The 18,934-nt window shown below is 65.0% G+C and carries 19 protein-coding genes and 1 pseudogene; 12 read left to right on the plus strand and 8 right to left on the minus strand.

Translation table 11 applies throughout. The annotated features are described in order from the left end of the window. The first annotated feature begins 102 nt into the window (after positions 1-102). Positions 103-717, plus strand: a complete 615-nt coding sequence (locus A5788_RS03890) for a TetR/AcrR family transcriptional regulator (RefSeq protein WP_064867256.1) — start codon at positions 103-105, stop codon at positions 715-717. 2 nt (positions 718-719) lie between these two features. Here the strand turns inward: A5788_RS03890 and A5788_RS03895 are convergent, their stop codons facing one another. Then, entirely contained in the window at positions 720-1,805 is a 1,086-nt protein-coding gene (locus tag A5788_RS03895; protein ID WP_064867258.1) for an NAD(P)H-dependent amine dehydrogenase family protein, read from the minus strand. A 43-nt stretch (positions 1,806-1,848) separates the two neighbouring features. Beyond that, entirely contained in the window at positions 1,849-2,922 is a 1,074-nt protein-coding gene (locus A5788_RS03900; protein ID WP_064867260.1) for a Rieske 2Fe-2S domain-containing protein, read from the minus strand. A gap of 80 nt (positions 2,923-3,002) precedes the next feature. Between A5788_RS03900 and A5788_RS03905 the strand changes: the two genes are divergently transcribed. The 3 genes and pseudogenes from A5788_RS03905 (at position 3,003) to A5788_RS23420 (ending at position 5,826) form a co-directional block, all read left to right on the plus strand. Beyond that, on the plus strand, positions 3,003-3,620 hold the full coding sequence (locus A5788_RS03905) for a TetR/AcrR family transcriptional regulator (RefSeq protein WP_064867262.1): 618 nt from the start codon (positions 3,003-3,005) through the stop codon (positions 3,618-3,620). 25 nt (positions 3,621-3,645) lie between these two features. After that, positions 3,646-5,097, plus strand: a pseudogene (locus A5788_RS03910) (hypothetical protein); the annotation flags it as partial. 78 nt (positions 5,098-5,175) lie between these two features. After that, positions 5,176-5,826, plus strand: coding sequence for a hypothetical protein (locus tag A5788_RS23420; RefSeq protein ID WP_049700544.1), 651 nt, complete (start codon positions 5,176-5,178; stop codon positions 5,824-5,826). 162 nt (positions 5,827-5,988) lie between these two features. On the opposite strand, the gene A5788_RS24015 is transcribed toward A5788_RS23420, so the two are convergent. Next, entirely contained in the window at positions 5,989-6,159 is a 171-nt protein-coding gene (locus A5788_RS24015) for a hypothetical protein (RefSeq protein WP_197494471.1), read from the minus strand. Between the two features lie 285 nt (positions 6,160-6,444). On the opposite strand from A5788_RS24015, the gene A5788_RS03915 reads away from it, so the two are divergent. Continuing rightward, positions 6,445-7,617, plus strand: coding sequence for an EAL domain-containing protein (locus A5788_RS03915; protein ID WP_082937870.1), 1,173 nt, complete (start codon positions 6,445-6,447; stop codon positions 7,615-7,617). Between the two features lie 76 nt (positions 7,618-7,693). Here the strand turns inward: A5788_RS03915 and A5788_RS03920 are convergent, their stop codons facing one another. The 4 genes from A5788_RS03920 to A5788_RS24225 form a co-directional block, all read right to left on the minus strand. Next, positions 7,694-9,049: an amidohydrolase family protein gene (locus A5788_RS03920; RefSeq protein ID WP_064867264.1), complete on the minus strand. Its 1,356-nt coding sequence runs from the start codon at positions 9,047-9,049 to the stop codon at positions 7,694-7,696. Then, positions 9,046-10,062 carry an isopenicillin N synthase family dioxygenase gene (locus tag A5788_RS03925; protein WP_064868905.1) on the minus strand — a complete coding sequence of 339 codons (1,017 nt, stop codon included), beginning with the start codon at positions 10,060-10,062 and terminating at the stop codon, positions 9,046-9,048. Before A5788_RS03925 ends, A5788_RS03920 begins: the two co-directional genes overlap by 4 nt. Positions 10,063-10,252: 190 nt before the next feature. Continuing rightward, entirely contained in the window at positions 10,253-10,915 is a 663-nt protein-coding gene (locus A5788_RS24220; protein WP_231894113.1) for a CocE/NonD family hydrolase C-terminal non-catalytic domain-containing protein, read from the minus strand. Then, a complete protein-coding gene (locus tag A5788_RS24225; protein WP_231894114.1) occupies positions 10,916-12,031 on the minus strand; it encodes an alpha/beta hydrolase family protein in 1,116 nt (371 codons plus the stop codon). A 175-nt stretch (positions 12,032-12,206) separates the two neighbouring features. On the opposite strand from A5788_RS24225, the gene A5788_RS03935 reads away from it, so the two are divergent. The 5 genes from A5788_RS03935 (at position 12,207) to A5788_RS03955 (ending at position 15,991) form a co-directional block, all read left to right on the plus strand. Beyond that, positions 12,207-12,650 (plus strand): Fur family transcriptional regulator, encoded by a 444-nt coding sequence (locus tag A5788_RS03935; protein ID WP_064867268.1) that lies wholly within the window; start codon positions 12,207-12,209, stop codon positions 12,648-12,650. 140 nt (positions 12,651-12,790) lie between these two features. Beyond that, on the plus strand, positions 12,791-14,251 hold the full coding sequence (locus A5788_RS03940; RefSeq protein ID WP_064867270.1) for a catalase: 1,461 nt from the start codon (positions 12,791-12,793) through the stop codon (positions 14,249-14,251). Between the two features lie 121 nt (positions 14,252-14,372). Next, positions 14,373-14,804, plus strand: a complete 432-nt coding sequence (locus A5788_RS03945) for an organic hydroperoxide resistance protein (RefSeq protein WP_049700551.1) — start codon at positions 14,373-14,375, stop codon at positions 14,802-14,804. A gap of 126 nt (positions 14,805-14,930) precedes the next feature. Further along, on the plus strand, positions 14,931-15,407 hold the full coding sequence (locus tag A5788_RS03950; protein WP_049700552.1) for a Dps family protein: 477 nt from the start codon (positions 14,931-14,933) through the stop codon (positions 15,405-15,407). 44 nt (positions 15,408-15,451) lie between these two features. After that, a complete protein-coding gene (locus A5788_RS03955) occupies positions 15,452-15,991 on the plus strand; it encodes a hypothetical protein (protein WP_064867272.1) in 540 nt (179 codons plus the stop codon). On the opposite strand, the gene A5788_RS03960 is transcribed toward A5788_RS03955, so the two are convergent. Continuing rightward, positions 15,988-16,947: a GlxA family transcriptional regulator gene (locus A5788_RS03960; protein WP_049700554.1), complete on the minus strand. Its 960-nt coding sequence runs from the start codon at positions 16,945-16,947 to the stop codon at positions 15,988-15,990. The genes A5788_RS03955 and A5788_RS03960 overlap by 4 nt on opposite strands. An 82-nt stretch (positions 16,948-17,029) precedes the next feature. Between A5788_RS03960 and A5788_RS03965 the strand changes: the two genes are divergently transcribed. Next, positions 17,030-17,272 carry a hypothetical protein gene (locus tag A5788_RS03965; protein WP_064867274.1) on the plus strand — a complete coding sequence of 81 codons (243 nt, stop codon included), beginning with the start codon at positions 17,030-17,032 and terminating at the stop codon, positions 17,270-17,272. Positions 17,273-17,429: 157 nt separating this feature from the next. Further along, a complete protein-coding gene (locus A5788_RS03970; protein ID WP_064867276.1) occupies positions 17,430-18,914 on the plus strand; it encodes a hypothetical protein in 1,485 nt (494 codons plus the stop codon). The last annotated feature ends 20 nt before the right edge of the window (positions 18,915-18,934 follow it).

Genomic DNA, 18,934 nt, shown 5'->3' on the forward strand with positions numbered 1-18,934 from the left:
GCACCTCAGGCTGGTGAAGGGGCGTGGCCGACATGCTCGATCATACAAACAATGCTTATGTGTATGACCAGATTCGAAATACCCGCGTGCGACGATTGACCGATGAGAACCCGAGGTTGGGGCGGCGACCTGCCGCGCACCGAAGACGAAGCACGCGAACGCATCGTGGCGGCCGCGATGCGGTGCATCGATCGTTCGGGTCCTGGCAAGGCAACTCTCGCCGATGTCGCCGCCGAACTCCAGGTCACCAGGCAGACGGTCTACCGCGTGTTCCCGACGACCGCCGAACTACTGACCGCGGTTGGTGAAGCAGGTGCCACGCAGTTCCTCGACCGCCTCACCGATCACGTCGCCGACATCACCGATCCGCGCGATGCCCTTGCCGAGGCCATCGTCTACACGTTGGGGCGACTGCCCGACGAACCGTATATCGGACTTCTCGTTCAGGTGGGGGAGAACGAACTCTTCAGCCGTGGCGCAACATCCTCTCGCGCAATGGAGTTCGGCGCGTCGGTGTTGCGACGATTCCCGATCGACTGGGACGAGGTGGGAATCGACGACGAGAAACTCGAGGGACTCGCCGAGTTCATGCTGCGCGTGCTGATGTCGTTTCTGCAGTACCCCTCGGACCCACCGCGTACGCCGGAGCAGTTGCGTGTCTATCTTCGACGCTGGCTCGGGCCTGCACTCGATATCGCGGGCACAGCCGATACGTGATGTCACACGGCGAATCGTCCGGCGAATGCCCTCAGTGGAAGGTCGTTACTGGTGATGATGCCGGGCCTCGCCTCGACGACCGAGCGGATCGAGTTGAGCGCCGGCAGCCCGGTCACGGTCATGCCGATGGAGGCGAAGTTCTCGGGCTTCGACAAATCCATTCCCGGCTTGGGGAAGATCATGTGCTTGCTGTAGATACTCGGATCGCCAGTGATCTGAGTGATATAGCAGGCCTTGATATCCCACGCGGGATCGGTGTGCGGTGTCATCTGCCACTCGAGGTGGGTCTCGATCCGCGGGACACCGTCGACCATGCCCTGGTATTTGATGTAGTTGGCGCCCAATGATCCCTTGGGTAGGAAGTACCAGCCGAGATCGACGTCCTTGGTGCACGCGCCGAGTTCGTAGGAGTACTTCACCTCGTCGAGCTCGAGCCCGAATGCGTCGGCCATGAGATAGACGGAGTCGGCAAAGACTGCGGTGTACTTGTGCAATGACTCCGGAATCGTCGGATCATCAACCGGCAGACCGTATCCGACGGCCTTCCAGGTGTCGACGGAGTGATGGCATGAGACGTCGACCGATTCGGTGACGGTGACGTTCTCGATCGCGGCGACGTCGGCGCTGTGGACGATGCCGAGGATCTGACACAGTCCCGGGTTCATGCCCGTGCCATAGAACGTCGACCCTCCGCGTTGACAGGCAGCCTCGATGACCTCGCTGACCTTGCGCCCGGAAGGATGCTGCCAGTTGGTGTCCCGGTGATATCCGGTGATCCAGTCGGCGGTGGTCACGACGTTGATGCCTGCCTCGAGCACCTTCTCGTAGAGGTCCTCATCAGGGAAGACGCCGTGGAATGTCACGACGTCCGGCCGTGCTGCGATGATCTCCTCGACGGAACCCGTGGCCGCGATGCCGATCGCGTCGATGCCCACGATCTCGCCAACGTCGCGTCCGATTTTGTCGGCGGTGTAGCAGTGCAGACCGACGAGTTCGAGGTCTGGGTGGGAGGTGATTCGTCCGATCATCTCGGTGCCGAGATTGCCTGTGGCAACCTGGAATACGCGAATCGTGCGGGAACTGTTCATGGGCTGGACCTTTCGTGTGGACATGTTCGCGACGCTGGTGCGCTCAGGCTGTTGCGGCGGCGGCCGACGGGTGCAGCGGCACAATTGCACCGCTTTCGGGACGTGTCGGGTCTCGCCCGTAGGCCGAGTCGCCCTCGGGATAGAACTGCACCGCCCAGTTGCGTAATGCGGTGAAGCCCTTGAACTCTCGCTGCGAGAGCGCAGGAGGATCCGAATAGCGCTGGTGCGACCAGATTTGGACGTCCCTGTCGAACTGGTCGATGACCAGGTCGCTCATCACCTTGCCGTACTTGGTCAGCTCGGTGGCGTCTTCTTCGCCCGGCTTCTTGCCGATCCAGACGGTGAACCGTACGTCGCACGTCGATCCGTCGACCGGGGTGACCGCAGGCATCGTGCGGTTCTCGACCATCCCCCACGACTTGGTCACGGAGCACCCGAGTCCAGCGTTCACGGAATAGACGCCGCTGGAGGCGGATTCGAGGGTGGCTCCCTGTTCGAACGCGATGGTGAAATCGACGTAGGAGACCGGTCCATGGAAATCGTGCCGGGTGAACTCCGGCATGAACGGCGTCTCGTGGACGAACTTGAAATGGGCGAAGTCGACGCCGTTCTCCATGATGTACTGCGGATGGAGCTCGAGCCGCTCGTGGAACAGTGTCCCGCCGGGGATGGGTGCGTAGTAGTTGTCGGCGTCCGATGCGTCGTCGCCGAATGCGGTGAACACGTCCGGCACCTCGAAATACGGTGGGCGAGAGGCGGTGTCGAACCAGATCCACACGGCATGGTTGCGCTCGACTGCAGGGTAGCTGCGAATTCGCCTGCCTCTGTTCGGTCTCTTCTCGTACGGGATGCAGACGTTGCGACCCTGCTCGTTCCACTGCCACCCATGGAATGGGCAGACGAGGTTCTCGCCCTCGACGCGACCGCCGTACCCGAGATGTGCGCCGAGGTGCTCGCAATAGGCGTCGAACACCGAGATCTTTCCCGACGCCGAGCGCCACGCGACCATGTCGCGGGAGAAGTAGGTCATGCGGTGGACGTCGCCGACGGCGATCTCGTGCGACCAGGCGACCTGGTACCAGCCAGTCGGTTCCATCGACAGCGGGGTCTGTGCCATAGGAAGAACCGTAGAACCCTCTGTGAAATAGTGCAAGAGGGTTCTGTGAAAATCTCGATATGTGGCTAGACTCGATCGTTATGAGTGAGGCGACGACCACCCCCCGGCGCGCGAACAAGCGTGGTCAGGCCACGCGGGACAGCATGATCCGTGCGGCAATCGCCGCGTTGGCGACGGGTGATCCGACGGCGGTCTCGGGTAATCGGATCGCGCGGGAGATCGGTGCGACGTGGGGTGTGGTCAAGTACCAGTTCGGCGATATCGACGGTCTGTGGGCAGCGGTTCTGCGTCACACCGCGGACCAGCGCGGCGATCTCCCGGCCAGCGTCAAACCCGACGGGACGCTGCGAGAGAGGGTGTCCGCTCTGATCGACGCGATGTTCTACGGACTCACGACGCCGGAGGCGCGGGCCATTGAGACGCTCCGCGCGGCGCTTCCGCGCGAACACGTCGAATTGGAACGCGAATTTCCCCTCACCGCAGCCGAATTGGCTTCGTGGAAGCCGAACTGGGACGCGGCGTTCGAGCGTGCATTTGCCGACCTCGACCTCGATCCAGGGAAGGTCCGGCAGATGGCCGCGCTGATCCCGGGTGCGATGCGCGGACTCATCTCGGAGCACACGTTGGGTACCTACGGCAACCTTGATGACGCCCGTGCGGGAATGTCGGGCGCTATCGTCGCCTATCTGTCAGAGTGACGCGGTGACATCGCCAGGTCCGCGTATGTGTGCTGCCCGCATCCGCATCCGCATACTCGCCGCGTCGACCATCGTCGTCGCGATACTCGTGGGTGCGATCGTCGGAGGACCTGCGGTCGCGGCGCCACCGACACACGGTTCGACGGCTCCCGCACCGGGCCCGGCGACCGGACTCGGTCCGGTCGGAACGTCGCTGATGCACGGTGACCTGTGGTCGTCGGACTCGACGCCGTTCGCCGGACCGGGAAAGTCCGCGCGTCTCGCGGCGTCGTCGATTCCCGGCGGTGCCTGCGCCGCGACGTTCGTGGGACGCGATGGGATGCCGGTGTCGCTGTGTACCCAGTTCGTCGGCACAGCGCCGCTGCAGGTCGCGGTGGCGACGGTGACGCTCTTCGATCCGACGACCGCGGTGCCGATCGCACGCAAGCAGTTGACCAAGGGTGGGCTGCTCGGAGGTGTGTACGGGTATCTCGACGATCGCGATCGCGTGGTCGTCGCCGACGGGTCCGGCGCGATTCTGCGTGTGGCACATCGGCATTCGACGCAGGGGTGGCAGCTCTACGTCGACGATCGCGTCGACCTGAAGGCGCATATCCCCGCGGGCGACGCCATCACCGCGCTCGCGCCGGACTTCGCGGGACGCGTCTGGTTTGTGACCACCCACGGCGTCGTCGGCACGGTCGGCGCAGCTCAACGTGTGCGGTCGATGCATCTGCCTGCTGGCGAGGACCTCGGAAACGGGCTCTCGGTGCGAGCATCGGGAGTGTCGGTCATCTCGACGCACGCTCTCTACGAGGTGCGAGCGGGCGTCGACGGAACACCAGAGGTGGTGTGGCGCCGCGCGTATGACCGAGGAACCGCACGTCGCCCCGGCCAATTGACCTGGGGATCGGGCACAACACCCACCTACTTCGGCCCCGGTGGCGACGGATGGGTTGCCATCGTCGACAACGCCTCCCGACCCCAGTTGATCGTCTACGACAGCAACACCGGCTCGACGGTGTGCCGCATGCCCGCGTTCGGCAGCTCAGGACAGGGCACCGAGAACTCGCCGATGGCCTGGGGCAACTCGCTCATCATCCCCAGCACCTACGGCTACCAGTACCCGCCCATGGCCGTCAGCGGTCCGAGCGTGCCTGCCAACGCGCCCTTCGTCGGCGGATCGACACGCATCGACGTGTCCGCGGGGGAGTGCCACCGGGTGTGGGAGAACGGCGACCGCCTCGCGTCGCTGCCCCGACTCTCGCGCGCCGACGGGCTCATCCACGGCCTCGGGTACGGGCCCTATCGGCCAGGATCGATCCAGCAGGTCGGGCCTATCGACTACATCGCCACCGATTTCGCGACGGGCGCCCGCGTACGCACGTTGCACGTCGGCGACGGACCGGTCGACGAGCCGCTCGAACTGACCGGCACCATCGCGCCCGACGGCTCGCTCTGGCAGGCGACGGTGAGCCGGATGCTGAAGATCGGGAGGCGTCGAGAAGTCGGCCGCCGGTCGTCGAGTCCCGGATGCTCAAGATCGGGCGCCGGTGACGGTGCGACAATCGTCACCATGACCGACCCTGATGAGTCCGATCGCATCCCGACGCAGGCCGAACTCGACGCCGAGGACCTGGCGGCGATCGAGCGTCGGTCGAAGGACAAGGACGAGGCGGTGCTCTATCCGTCGCGACCGACCGATCCGGGTCCGGCGCCGCGCGCGCTGACCGTCCACGCGCGCGTCGCGTTCTGGGGAGCAGCAGCCGCTGGACTGGTCGCGTTCGTCTACGGCTTCGTCAATGTCGGGACGATCAGAGGACTGCTGAGGGACCGTCTGCGCGAGGGACTCGCAACCGATCCGCGGAACGCGGCACCGGCCGACCGCATCGACCCGATGGCGAACTTCTTTCCGCCGTTCATGCTGATCATGATCGTCGTCTTCCTCGCTATCGAGTACGCGCTGCTGGTCGCCGCGGCCACGCATCACAGTCGCAACTGCCGCAACTTCTACCTCGCCGCGGTCGTCGTCAACCTGCTCTGTATCCCGATCGGGATAGATCTGCTGTTCCGCTACCCGGACGTGTGGTCGGCTCTGCCGGTCATCGGGTGGATTCAGTTCGCGCTTCTCGTGATCTCAGCGCTGTGCACGATGCAGAAGTCGGTGAACCGGTGGCTCCCGCAGTCGACGCGGATGCGCCCGACACGGATGGTGAAGGGTCGCTGATACTGCGCGGCTCCATGCGCCGACCCCGAGTGGTGTGCACCGCCTGCGGACGCGGGGGTCGGCGCAGGCGGCACACGGGCGCAGCACTGTGACGTGCTTCCACTCTCGAGTCGAGTGATGCGGAGTCGAAGTTTTGCGGAGTCGGGTGTGCGAAGAGGCGGGTTACGCGAAGAACAGCGAACCGAACGTGATGGTCGTGCTCGCCGCGAGAAGCGTGAGTATGACGATCCCCGACCTGGCGGACGCGATCAGCGGGATCGGTTCGTCGATTCCAGTCGCTGTGGCAGCGGCCGGGACATGGTCTGAATCAGCGGTCGTCGTGATCTGCGACATGAGTCTCTCCTCACTCGAATGTCGTCACGAACGAGGCGCCGCGATGAACTGACGTCGACGTTACGGACCGCCGTGACGCGTTGACCAGGGCCGCGGCAGTACTGACACCGCACGGCAACCCATGGTCACGAGAAGGTAACGGCGGCCGTGTCGGGGACGGCGGCGACGGTGACTTTCGCATATTACGTAAATGGATGGTTAGCTAAGAAGATGACGCGCCTATCTCGACGATCCACCTACCACTCGTCGGTGTTGGCCGCCGACGATTTGTCGATGGAGGTGGTCATGCAGTTCGCGCCGGTTCGCCGTCTGTCGGACGGTGCGCTCGCTGCTGTCGAATTGCAGGTTCGAGGTCTGGCCGGAAGCGCGATGGGTACCGCAGAGGCACTGCGTCGAGCCGCACGCCTGATGGAACAGAAGGCGCCGCTCGATAAGCAGAAGATGGTGTTCGCCGACTCGCCGCAGGCGGTGGAAATCGCCGAGATCCTCCCGGTGCTCGTCGCAGTCGACATGGACTCCATCCCGCAGCACGAACTCGATGCGTTGCCGACACCGGCAGCCCTGCAGCGTCTGGTTTTCTCGGTATCGCCGGCGCAGTTGCTCAGCCGTCCGCACGAGGCGCTCGGCGCGGTGAAGGCAGCACGTAGCCGTGGCCGCGTGATCTGCGTCGACGGCATAGGTGTCGACCCGCACGCGATCTCGATGCTCCCACTCATCGAGCCCGACGTGATCATCACCGGACCCGAGTTGCTCTCGGTTGCCACGGAACCCGACATGGCCGAGGTCGCGCATGCGCTCGCCGCGCACGTCGAACGCAGCAACGCTGTTGTCGTCGCAGAAGGTGTCCACGACGAGCAGTCGCGATCGGCAGCGATGACCATCGGAGCGACATTCGGCACCGGACGGCTCTACCCGGCCGTCGCCAACCCGTCGGAGCTTCCGGCCGACGAGGTGGTGCCCTTTCCGGAGGCGCCGGTGTGGTCGAGCCCAGCGCCGTCGGCCGACACCCCGTATGCACTCGCGTCGGTCATGCAGGAGCCGCGCCGCGGAACCAAGCGACTTCTTGTCGAGATGAGCAAAGCGCTCGAAGCCCAGGCGGCATCTGCCGGCCAGGCGATGATCGTCGTCGGCACCTTCCAGCACGCGCAACACTTCACGGACACCACGTCACAGCGGTGGCGCGAACTCGCAGACGTCACGGGCTTCGCCGGTGTCTACGGTGTCGGACTGTCGCACATGGTCGAGGGCAACGTCAGACACGCGCCGCTCGACGCCGCCGACGATCTCGTCAACGAGTGGACAGTCGCGATACTCGGACCTCACTTCGCCGCGCTGCTCTCGGCACGCGATCAGCACGACGATGGCCCCGACCTCGAGCGCACCTTCGACTTCGTGCAGTCGTTCGACAGGCTCACCGTCACGCAGGCGGTCCACAGCGTGCTTGCCCGTTTCAGCTGACCTTCGGCGAGTTGTGTGGGACCCAGAGGTGCACAATTGCACCCCCAGGTCCCACGCAACGTAGAACCTTTATGTCCTAGGACAGGGACGCAACCTCTTTGGTGAACTCCGCCTCGTCGATACGAGTGCTCCGACCGTCTGCGATCACCACGTCGCCGTCGACCATCACGACGTCGACGATCGAGCGTGACCCGGTGGTCAGCAGCGATGCGCCGGGGTCGCGGACTGGCAACGTCGCGTAGTCGCGGTCGAACCGGACAAGCGTGAGGTCGGCGGGCGCGCCGACGCTCACGCCGCCGATGACCTCGGGCAGACCGAGCGCCACATTCGCTCCGCCACAAGCGATGTCGAGCATCGTCTCGAATCCCATGAGGTCGGCGCGCTTGTGTGCCGCGCGTTGTAGATACGCTCCGATGCGGAACGTCTCGAGCATGTCCTGTGTGTCATTGCTCGCCGCGCCGTCGACACCGAGTCCGACGCCGACGCCGCGGTCGAGCATCGCGGGGATCGGCGCGATACCGCTACCGAGCCGCATATTCGACAACGGGTTGTGCGACACCGCAACTCCGCGTTCGGCGAGGATCGACTGTCCGACGTCGTCGAGTTCGACGCAGTGCACCGCGAGTAGCCTGTTCCACAAGAAATCGTTGGAGTCGAGGTACTCGACCGCGCCGAGTCCCGCATGCTCGAGACACATCACATCGTCGGTCGGTGTTTCGAGCAGGTGGATCATCACCGACATGTCACGTTCTTGAGCGAACTCGCGCAGTGTGACCATTCCCGACTCGGTGACCGATCGCGGGTTCGGAATGGCAAGTGCCACACTGATCGTCGACTCTGCAGTCTGCTCGCGCAGGTGCTCGACATGGTCGAGCACCTCGTCGAGCGGCTGCATCAGTCGTGGCTCGAATCCCCACTTGCGGGTGGCGTCTGGCCGATCGGCGACACCGCGTCCGAGGACCGCACGAATCCCGGTGTCGCGCAACGCCTGGATCACCGCACCGTGGACCTCGGTGGACGGGTGGGGCCACATGTGCTCGACGACGGTCGTGGTGCCCGACCGAAGCATCTCCAGACTTGCCGCAACTGCCGCCGTGTACGCGCGCTCGGGTGTGATGGCGACCGACTCCTCGCCGACAGCGAGCAGCCACTCCAGTAGCGGCGTGCACTCGGCGATACCGCGCATCAGCGACTGCTGCAGGTGGGTGTGCGTGTTGACGAAACCCGGAATCAGGTAGCCGCCGGTCGAAATCGATTCAGCGGCAGCAGTTGTCGACGACGCGTGGGGCGAGATCGATTCGACGACCCCGCCGACCACGCGAACATCCTGATGCTCGAGCCAGATGCCGCCCGTGTACATGGCGACGTCGGAGAACACCGAGCTGGATAACACCGAGCTCGACTGTTCTCCCGAGGTCACGTCGTCGCTCATTTGGCGAAGTTCGCCGCGATGCGCTGTGCGATGTAGTCGCCGCCGGTGATCGCCGGGTACTTGCCTGCGGCACTCTCGATCAGGGCGTCGGTGTTCGCCTGCGCGAAGTAGGCGATGGTGTAGCGCGGGCCGGTGTACTCGCCACGACGCGGTGCGCGCACGCGATGGAAGTTCGACGGGAGCTTGTCGTCGGACCAGCGCATCAACATGTCGCCGATATTGCAGGTGATCGCCTCGTCGGACGGCTCGACAGGAGTCCACGCCTGCGTGGATGCCTCGGCCCCCGGGAGCACCTGCAGGCCGCCCTGGCCCGCGCGCTGGAACAGCAGCGTCAAGGCGTCGAAGTCGGTGTGAGCGCCTGCGCGCCAGACGTTCGGCTCGTCGAGCATGGCGTCGGGGAAGGCGTAGTAGTGCAGCAGGCGAAGTGTGCTCTGGTAGGTCTCGGTGCTGGGATCGTGTGCGCGAGTGAAGAACTCACGGTCGAATCCGAGCTTCTCCGCGAAGCAGCCGAGGATGTCCATCGCGAGCTTCCAGCACTTGTGCTCGAAGTCGAGCAGCGTTGCCTGGAATCCGGCGAGTTCCTCTTCGGTCGGCCACAGTCCTTCCATGCGGGGGAGGGTGAGCTGGTAGGACTCCTTCTGATCAGGCGTACCCACAGACGGGCGGACCTGGCTGGAGAATTCCCACCCGGCGTTCTGGCCCTTCTTGAGGGGGAACTGCTCCTTGACCTCGCGGGGTAGCTCGAAGAACTTGGCCGACATCTCGAAGGCGTGGTTGACCTCGGCCATGTCGATGCCGTGGTCGACGACCTGGAAGAAGCCGATATCGGTTGCGGCGGACCAGAGTTCGTCGGCGATCTGTGCACGACGCTGTTCGAAGTCGGCAAGGCTGATGCGGCGGACCTCACGGTCGGTGGTCTCGGTGCCCATACCGCCCATCTGCGCTTCGCGATTGAGTTCTGTCATCGCGTACGAGTCGGCGGAGGCGGTAGCCGGCGTGGTGGTGTTGCTCATGGGTGTGTTCTCTCTTCACGAATGAGATCGCGTGCGCTTTTCGACGCGGGACCCGAGAGAAGGGCCGTCACGGACGCGAACATCGGGACTCTTCCCCGTTGCTACACGTGATCTCGTGGGAGCAACGATACGACAGCCACGCAGAGGGCGCCACTCGAGAACGAGGCGGGTCTCGCGATGTCGTGCCGCGTCAGACGATCGGTAGTCGGAGGATCTGGTCGGCTCCGGCGTCGATCGACACCGGAATCGGGCGCATCCCGCCGCGGTAGTTGGTCGATCCGCCGGAGACGACAAGGCGTAGTCGGTGTCCCGGATCGAAACGGTGGACGAATGCGGGGATGGTGATGGTCATCGGTACGCGGGGGTCCGATATCCGCACGGGCGCAACAAGATTACCCACGGTCGTCGACGATCCGTCGGCGCCGACGTCGACGATTCGGGCGAAAAGGACAAGTTGGTCGGCCAGTGGCGCGCCGACGTCGAGGGGCGCGGACACACGCAGGCGCAGCGTCGGCGTTCCGACGACGTCGAGCGCCAACCGCAGGGGCGCGGTATCCCACTGGGCGTACGTGCCCGCGACGTCGCGTTCGGGAAGGCTGATGAGCCCGAGTGCGTCGGGCGCGTCGTGCGTTGTGGGCAACCCTGCCGGCGGTGTGGTCAAGCGCGCGGTGCCCGGTCGGGGTGGCGTGGCCGACGGCGCCAATCCGGTGGCGCCGGAGAGGGCATACTGCGCCCGGCTGCCGACGTCGACGCTGCCTGCCGTCGCATAGGCGGGTGTCGCGATGCCGCGGTAGTCGATCCAGTCGCGGTAGTAGGCGAACCTCGGGCCGGTTCCCGGGCCGCTGCCCTTCATTTAGTGGTCGAGCCATCCCACCGCGCGCTGGGTGACGTATTGGGTGTCGGGGTTCGGTGTCGTGGAGGAGTAGTCGCCGGCGGCGGGCGTGCCCGAGTGTCCGCCGGAGAACCAGATCATCGCCGTCGGAACACCTTTGGCGGAAAGGCCGCGGTAGGTTGCCAACGCCTCCTGGATGTTGAACAGGGTGTCCTTCTGGCCCTGCACCAGCAGAGTCGGAACGGTGACGCGGTCGAGGAACGACGCGACCGACCCACGCCGAAACCCGTCGAGGATCGACCGGTCGACTGTTCCGCTCGTCGCCGACCCGACGAGTGCGGAGCACACCGCGGCAGGGAAATCGGGGCAGCCCGTCAGGCGCTGCGGTTCAACCGATGCGTGCTGCACACCGGATATCAGTCCCGCAGCAGCCAGAGACGCGCTCCAGTTGATCTTGACCGCACCCTGCGTCGGGGTGCTGACACCGACGGACTGTCCGGTGTTGTTGGGGGACAACGAGTATGAGAGATCATTCCAGGTCACCATCGGGACAATCGCGTCGATTCGGGGATCGACCGATGCTGCCGCGAACTGGATGTGGCCGCCGTAGGAGCCGCCGATCATGCCGACCCGCGGATCGTCGGATCTCCGGGTGCCCCTATGGTCGACGCCGTCATGCACGACGACGTCGAGCCGAGGTGCCGGCTTCGTGTGTGCGGCGTCGCGGAAGGCGATGCCGGTCGCGCCACCCAGGTAGCTCACGAGGCGCGACGCCGCTGCGCCGTCGGGAATCGGACTGTCGAAAGTGATGCGACAACTCGATCCACCGAAGCCCAGGCCGGAATAGGCGAGCACGACGTAACCGCGCGAGGCGTACATCCGTGCCAGCGGTGCCTGACTGTCTTTGCTGCCACCGAAGCCGTTGGTCGTCAGCACAGCCGGTGCGCGGTTACTTGGCGAAACACCCTGCGGAACATAGAGATCGCCGACGACGTCGCAGCGCGGGCCCGAGTCGTGAGCGGCGTCGAAGTGCAGAGTGGTGACCGTGAAGGCGTCGGACGCATGCGCCTGCGGCGCCACGGCGATCCCGACCGCCGCAAGCAGCAGTGCGAGTGTGCTGACGACGAGCGTGCGCATGAATCCCCCGATGCTTCGGACAACCCTGCGAGCATGACAGTCGGGAGCCCGGGCGCGGACCGGTTTGGCCGATCCCGAATCCATGTGCGGGGCCACGGGTGCTCCGGCATCCGATCTGATTCTGGAACTTCTCCAAACAATGGACTAATTCCAGAAACGTGGCTATGGTGGAGTCATGCAGGATCGACAGGCGCTCGTGCAGCAACTCCGTGAGGCAGGCATGCGGGTCACCGCTCCGCGCCTCGCGGTGCTCGAGGTCCTGGCGGAGCACCCACATTCGACGGCGGACGTCGTCGCGCGTGGTGTGCGCGAGCAACTCGGCGCGGTGTCGACGCAGACCATCTACGACGTCTTGCGCTCGTGCACCGATAACGGACTGCTTCGAAGCATCGAACCTGCAGGATCTGCCGTGCGCTACGAGACGCGCACAGCAGACAATCACCACCATCTCGTCTGCCGCACGTGTGGCGAGATCGTCGACATCGACTGCGTCGTCGGGCAGGCCCCCTGTCTGATTCCCGACGATGACCACGGCTACACGATCGACGAAGCCGAGGTGACGTTCTGGGGTCAGTGCCCGAGTTGTCGAGCGGCGGCGTCGAACGTGAAACCCGCGTAATGCCAACATTTTTCACACCAGCGTGTTCTCGACCGCTGCGGCCGGCCCGCCGCAGCGGAAGGAGCTAGCGAGGCGACGCCGCCATCGCTCGTCAACCGACCTCAGAAGCGAACAGCCCCGACAACGAAGGAGATTCGCAGATGACACCACGTACCACCACGAACACCGGGATTCCGGTCGCCAGCGACGACGAGTCGTTGACGGCCGGAACGCAGGGTCCGATCCTGCTCCACGACCACTACCTCATTGAAAAGCTTGCGCAGTTCAACCGTGAGCGCGTACCCGAGCGGATCGTGCACGCCAAGGGCGGCGGGGCGTTCGGCGAACTCGTGATCACGGGTGACGTGTCGCGCTACACCAAGGCCAAGCTATTCCAGCCGGGCGCGAAAACCGAATCGCTCGTACGCTTTTCGACGGTCGCGGGCGAGCAGGGCAGTCCCGATACCTGGCGCGATCCCCGCGGATTCGCGATCAAGTTCTACACCGAGGACGGCAACTACGATCTGGTTGGCAACAACACGCCGATCTTCTTCATCAAGGATCCGATCAAGTTCCCCGACTTCATCCGTTCGCAGAAGCGACTTCCCGGTTCGGGGCTTCGCGATCACAACATGCAGTGGGACTTCTGGACGTTGCGGCCCGAAACCGCGCATCAGGTCACCTGGTTGATGGGCGATCGGGGCATCCCGAAGTCGTGGCGGCATATGGACGGATTCGGCTCGCACACGTATCAGTGGGTCAATGCCGACGGCGAGCGCTTCTGGGTGAAGTACCACTTCAAGACCGATCAGGGCATCGAGTTCCTCACGCAAGCGGAGGCCGACACGCTGGCAGGCAGTGATCCCGACTATCACCGCCAGGATCTGTACGAGGCGATCGAGAACGGCGAGTTCCCGAGCTGGACACTCAAGGTCCAGATCATGCCGGTCGACGAGGCGGAGGGGTATCGCTTCAATCCGTTTGACCTCACCAAGGTCTGGTCGCAGCAGGACTACCCGCTCATCGAGGTGGGCACCTGGACGCTGAACCGCAACCCGCAGAACTTCTTCTCCGAGATCGAACTGGCATCGTTCGAGCCGTCGAATGTGGTTCCCGGAGTGGGCTTCTCACCCGACAAGATGTTGCTGGGCAGAGTCTTTGCCTATGCGGACGCGCATCGCTACCGCATCGGGACGAATTACGCTCAGTTGCCGGTCAATTCGGCGAAACGCGCAGAGGTCAACACCTACTCCAAGGAGGGTGCGATGGCATACAACTTCTCCGCTCCCGACGTTCCGGTATACGCGCCCAACTCATTTGGCGGACCACACGCCGATCCGAGTGCTGCGGGCGACGAAGGACTCTGGTCGTTCGACGGCGCCGCGGTGCGTGCAGGCTACATCGAGCACGCCGAGGACAGCGATTGGGCACAGGCGGGCACGATGGTGCGTGACGTACTCGACGATGCAGCACGCGAACGCCTCGTCGACAACATCGTCGGACACGTACTCGGTGGTGTCAGTGAGCCGGTGCTCTCGCGAGTCTTCGAGTACTGGCGCAACGTCGACGAGGATCTGGGCAAGAAGGTCGAATCGGGCGTCCGCGCAGGCCTGCAGAACTGAAATCTTGCTGAACATCCGCGATCTCGGAACACCACGGTCGCGAGAGCTGTTGTAAGACAAAGAAGTAGCACATCATAAGCAGTACCCAGTCACGCAGTATCTGAGTCTCAGAGGAGTACACATGGCTATCGAACCCGCTTACACCATTTCGTCCACGGCGACCGGCGGCGGCCGCGACGGCGAGGTCGTTTCCGCAAGCGGACAGATCGATCTGGACCTGCGCCCACCGAAGGAACTCGGCGGCAGCGGAGAAGGCAGCAACCCCGAGGAGCTCTTCTCGGCGGGCTACGCGGCCTGCTTCCTCGGCGCTCTGCGTGCAACCTCCAAGAACGCCGGATCGCCTGTTCCCGACGAGTCGACGGTCACCGTCACCATCGGCATCGGCAAGGACCCGGCCGACGGTGGGTTCGGACTCGTCGCCGACATCGAGACCTACATCCCCGGCGTCGACGAGGCCAAGGCGAAGGAACTCGCCGAGGGCGCACACGCCTTCTGCCCCTACTCGAAGGCGACCAAGGGCAACATCGCCCACAATCTGACGGTTCGCGTCTGAGCAACTGACGCGCCCGTTGCGAGCCCGGCGCCACAGCCCGGCGTCGGGCACAACCGCAAGCCCGCCTACCGGCGGCAGCATTCAAGTCCGCCTACCGGCGGCAGCGAGAGAGTAAGGAGTCACACGATGACGAACACTCCGATCACGAGCACCCTGACCGATGAGCAGAAGACCATCACCGGCAACGCGCTGCAGCAGACCCTGGTCGATCTGATCGATCTGTCCCTGGTCGCCAAGCAGGCGCACTGGAATGTCGTCGGGCGGAACTTCCGTTCGGTCCACCTCGAACTCGACGAGCTGGTCACGGTGAGCCGCGAGTTCACCGATCAGGCCGCCGAACGCGCGACCGCGATCGGCGTCTCGCCCGACGGTCGGGCCGAGACTGTCGCCAAGACGGCCGGCACCACCGGATTCGGTGACGGCTGGACGTCCGACACCGAGGTCATCACGTCGATCGTCGAGAACCTCAAAGCCGTGATCGCCGGTCTGCGTACGCGGATCGACGAGACGGAAGAGGCCGACCCGGTCACCCAGGATCTGCTGATCTCATTCGCCGCGAAGCTGGAGCAACTCCACTGGATGTGGCAAGCGCAGATTGCGTGAGACGCCCGCGCTGTAGCGTCTAGTCCGTGAATGATCTGGGGGTCATGGTCGGCCTTGGGCTCGTTGCAGCCACGGTCGCGACCATCGCATACGTCCGAACCCGCGAGCGTGAAGCCGATCGATTGGCTCGCGCCGCGGGTTTGGCGCGTGAATTGCGCGAGCTCGCCGACGGCGATCCGGTCCGCCTCGCTGCCGTTGAGGAGTACGAGGTCACGCTCTATCAGCGCCTGTTCTACTCGTCGATCGTGACGCCGCGTCTGCGCGGCGCGGCCTGGGCGCTTCTCGCGGCGGTGCTCTCCGCGGTCGGAGCCGTCGCGTCGCGCGGAGACGGAGTGGTGCTCGGCGCGGTACACATCGGCGCGGTGGTGCTCGCGGTGCTCTTCGGAATCGCCGCGATCGTCTACGGCGTACTCGCTCTGATCCACGTCGCCACCACCCCGCGCGTCTCCTTCAGCGAGTCATACGACGACGCGCCGACCGGTGACGACAAGGGCCCCGAGGCTGCGTCGAGCGTCAGCGCACCAGAGGCAGTGTCGGAGACCGCGGCGTCGAAAAATCCCGAGGCGTCGAAGAACGACGGCTAGCCTGCCTGCTGGGCGGCGAAGCGTCGGCGATAGGTGGCAGGCGAGACGCCGACCGCTGACGCGAAGTGGTGGCGCAGGAGCGTCGCCGATCCGAATCCGGCCTGCGTGGCTATCTGTTCCATCGGCAGCGACGTGGTCTCGAGTAGCCGACGCGCGTGTGCGACGCGCTGTTCGGTGAGCCATTTGTGCGGGGAAACGCCCACTTCGTCGCCGAAGCGCCTGGCGAAGGTCCGTGGCGACATGTGCATGCGGGCGGCCATCTCGTCGACCCGGACCTCGCGGTCGAGGTTCTCGACAAGCCAGTCGAGCATCTCGGCAAAGCCCTTCGAGCCGCATTCGGGGATCGGGGTGTCGACGAATTGTCGCTGACCGCCGTCGCGATGCGGCGGAACGACCATGCGACGCGCGATCAGATTGGCTGCCTCGTGCCCGATTTCTTCGCGGACGAGATGCAGCGCGGCGTCGATGCCCGCTGCGGTGCCCGCGCTTGTGGTGACCGGGCCGTCGTCGACGAACAGGACGTCGGTGTCGACGCGGGCCGCCGGAAACATGTGCGCGAGTTTCTCGCCGTAGGCCCAGTGGGTAGTACAGCGTCGGCCGTCGAGTAGTCCGGCGGCACCCGCGACGAACGCGCCCGAGCACACCGTCAGCACTCGTCCGCCGTTGTCGACGACCGCGCGCAAGGTGTCGAGGATCTCCTCGGGATAGTCACCACTCGTGCTGCCGCCTGGGATGGCGACGAGGTCGACGTCGCGCGCGGCGTCGAGTCCATGCGTTGCGACGATGCTCGCGCCGTTGCCGATACTGAGCGGCTCGGAAGGGTCGGGTGCGCAGACGCGGAAGTCGAATGGCGGGCCACCGAGATCCGTGCGATCGAGGCCGAACACCTCGTTGAGCACGCCGAATTCAAAGAGTGCGACGTTACCGTGCAGGATCGCTGCCACCTTGCTGAGCACGCAACCAGTATGGCAGAAAATTGTCGAACGTTGGCTTTAGTGCCACTGGTGGCGGAATTTGTGCGGGCGGATGATTTCTGACATGACATTCTCAGACGTTCTCCTCCTGGTCCTTCTCGTTCTGGTCTTCGTGGTCCCGGTCGTCTACGCGGTCATCCGCGTGCACTGGGACCGCGATCTGCCCGCGATACCGTTCGGCTTCGATCACTCCGGCGGACACGGCGACTGGGCGCGCGGTTCGGTGACACCGTCGGCTGACGCCGACGCGCAACGCATCGCCGACGAGCTATCGGTGCTGCGGCTGCACCGCCGCGACTGCGCGTGACGAGCCGTATGCGGTCCGGGCGGGAACCTGGTTGTTACGTTGGTTGAGCACGTCGGCGCGAGTACTCTGCATCGGGGTCCTAGAGCACCGGGGTCCTAGAGCACCGGAGCGCTAGAGCACTCGAGTCGTAGGCAATCGGGAGGGGAGTGACGCGTCGGTGGTCTCACGCGGACGAGCAGTCGCCCTCGTGGCGGCACTCATCGTGATCGCACTCCTCACCGCCGCGTCGACGGTCCCCCGTATGTCCGACGTCGCGGTTTTCGCGACCCCGGCGATCGGGCCGCAGGTCGTCGATGCGCCGAGCAGTCCCGCAGTTTCTCTGAGCAGCAAGCTATTTCGCAGTTCGAGTGACGCCGTGGTCGTCACCGACTCCGCGACGCGCGACGACTGGAAAACTGTCGCCGAGACCGCAGCGACCCGGCATGTTCCGGTCTTCGCGGTACGCCCCGCGACCAGTGCGGACGTCGAAGCAGAACTCCACCGCCTCGGCACGCGGTCGGTCTGGGTCGTCGGTGCAGGCGAGACGGGCTTTCACTCGACGTCGCAGTTCTCGACGACGCAGGTGTCGACGCCCTCGGCCGACCTCGCCGGACTCCGTGGCAACCCGGCCCCCGACGGTCCGAGGCCCGTCGTCTTCGCGGCGGGGCCGCTCGACCCCGACCTCGCAGCCACCGCGGCGGCAGGCGGAACACGACTCGTCGACGTCGCGGTACCGGACCCGCGCGCGAGCGGCGAATCGGTGCGGGCGCTGCGCGAGGCGCGCGGCACAGTTCCCGTGATCGCTGTGGGACGGGCGTTCGGCGACACCCCGACGTTTGCCAGGAACGTCGAGCAGGCGGTCACCCTGCCGGAGATCCCGGGCGGTGGGCAGCTCGTGGCATCCGGTAGGCGCATGGTGGCGCTGTACGGATCTCCCGGCTCGCCGTCGCTCGGGCCACTCGGCCGCCAAGGCCTCGATGCGACGATCGCACGGGTCAAGGGCATCGCGGCGCAATACCAACGGGTGAGCCGCGAATTGGTGGTGCCTGCCTTCGAGATCATCGTGACCGTCGCATCTGCGTCGCCGGGTGACGGCGGCGCCTACACCTCGATGATCGATCCCGCGCAGATTCGGCCGTGGGTCGAGGCCGCCGGGAGGGCGGGCGTCTATGTCACATTGGATCTGCAGCCCGGGCGGATGAACTTCCTGACGCAGGCCAAGCGTTACGCAGACCTACTCGCGATGCCGCATGTCGGACTCGCGCTCGACCCCGAGTGGCGGCTCAAACCCGACCAGGTGCACCTCACGCAGATCGGTTCGGTCGGGGCCGCAGAAGTGAACGCGACGTCGGACTGGCTCGCGGGCCTGACACGTGAGCATCGGTTGCCGCAGAAACTGTTCGTGCTGCACGAGTTCGACACCGACATGCTCGCGAACCGCCAACAGATCGTGACGACGCGACCGGAGCTGCAAACCGTTATCCACGCCGACGGACACGGGATTCCCTCGGTCAAGATGGACACCTGGCGTCGAATTCTGGTCGACCTACCGCCGAACGTGGTGATGGGGTGGAAGAATTTCTACACCGAGGACACCCCGATGTTGACGCCTTCTCAGACGATGAATGTGGAGCCGCGACCATACTTTGTGTCGTTCCAATAATCTCTTTTGCGACTGAGCTT

It is taken from the genome of Gordonia sp. 852002-50816_SCH5313054-c (assembly GCF_001665925.1).
Classification (GTDB): domain Bacteria; phylum Actinomycetota; class Actinomycetes; order Mycobacteriales; family Mycobacteriaceae; genus Gordonia; species Gordonia jacobaea.

Bases quoted from the DNA above. Each gene is read 5' to 3' on its own strand.
- A5788_RS24015 (WP_197494471.1), bottom strand. From the start codon at position 6,159: ATGTCGCAGATCACGACGACCGCTGATTCAGACCATGTCCCGGCCGCT.
- A5788_RS03965 (WP_064867274.1), top strand. From the start codon at position 17,030: ATGACATTCTCAGACGTTCTCCTCCTGGTCCTTCTCGTTCTGGTCTTC.
- A5788_RS03920 (WP_064867264.1), bottom strand. From the start codon at position 9,049: ATGAGCGACGACGTGACCTCGGGAGAACAGTCGAGCTCGGTGTTATCC.
- A5788_RS03900 (WP_064867260.1), bottom strand. From the start codon at position 2,922: ATGGCACAGACCCCGCTGTCGATGGAACCGACTGGCTGGTACCAGGTC.
- A5788_RS03895 (WP_064867258.1), bottom strand. From the start codon at position 1,805: ATGAACAGTTCCCGCACGATTCGCGTATTCCAGGTTGCCACAGGCAAT.
- A5788_RS03890 (WP_064867256.1), top strand. From the start codon at position 103: ATGAGAACCCGAGGTTGGGGCGGCGACCTGCCGCGCACCGAAGACGAA.
- A5788_RS03945 (WP_049700551.1), top strand. From the start codon at position 14,373: ATGGCTATCGAACCCGCTTACACCATTTCGTCCACGGCGACCGGCGGC.
- A5788_RS24225 (WP_231894114.1), bottom strand. From the start codon at position 12,031: ATGCGCACGCTCGTCGTCAGCACACTCGCACTGCTGCTTGCGGCGGTC.
- A5788_RS03915 (WP_082937870.1), top strand. From the start codon at position 6,445: ATGCAGTTCGCGCCGGTTCGCCGTCTGTCGGACGGTGCGCTCGCTGCT.
- A5788_RS03935 (WP_064867268.1), top strand. From the start codon at position 12,207: ATGCAGGATCGACAGGCGCTCGTGCAGCAACTCCGTGAGGCAGGCATG.
- A5788_RS03940 (WP_064867270.1), top strand. From the start codon at position 12,791: ATGACACCACGTACCACCACGAACACCGGGATTCCGGTCGCCAGCGAC.
- A5788_RS03955 (WP_064867272.1), top strand. From the start codon at position 15,452: ATGGTCGGCCTTGGGCTCGTTGCAGCCACGGTCGCGACCATCGCATAC.
- A5788_RS24220 (WP_231894113.1), bottom strand. From the start codon at position 10,915: ATGAAGGGCAGCGGCCCGGGAACCGGCCCGAGGTTCGCCTACTACCGC.
- A5788_RS03905 (WP_064867262.1), top strand. From the start codon at position 3,003: ATGAGTGAGGCGACGACCACCCCCCGGCGCGCGAACAAGCGTGGTCAG.
- A5788_RS03925 (WP_064868905.1), bottom strand. From the start codon at position 10,062: ATGAGCAACACCACCACGCCGGCTACCGCCTCCGCCGACTCGTACGCG.
- A5788_RS03950 (WP_049700552.1), top strand. From the start codon at position 14,931: ATGACGAACACTCCGATCACGAGCACCCTGACCGATGAGCAGAAGACC.
- A5788_RS23420 (WP_049700544.1), top strand. From the start codon at position 5,176: ATGACCGACCCTGATGAGTCCGATCGCATCCCGACGCAGGCCGAACTC.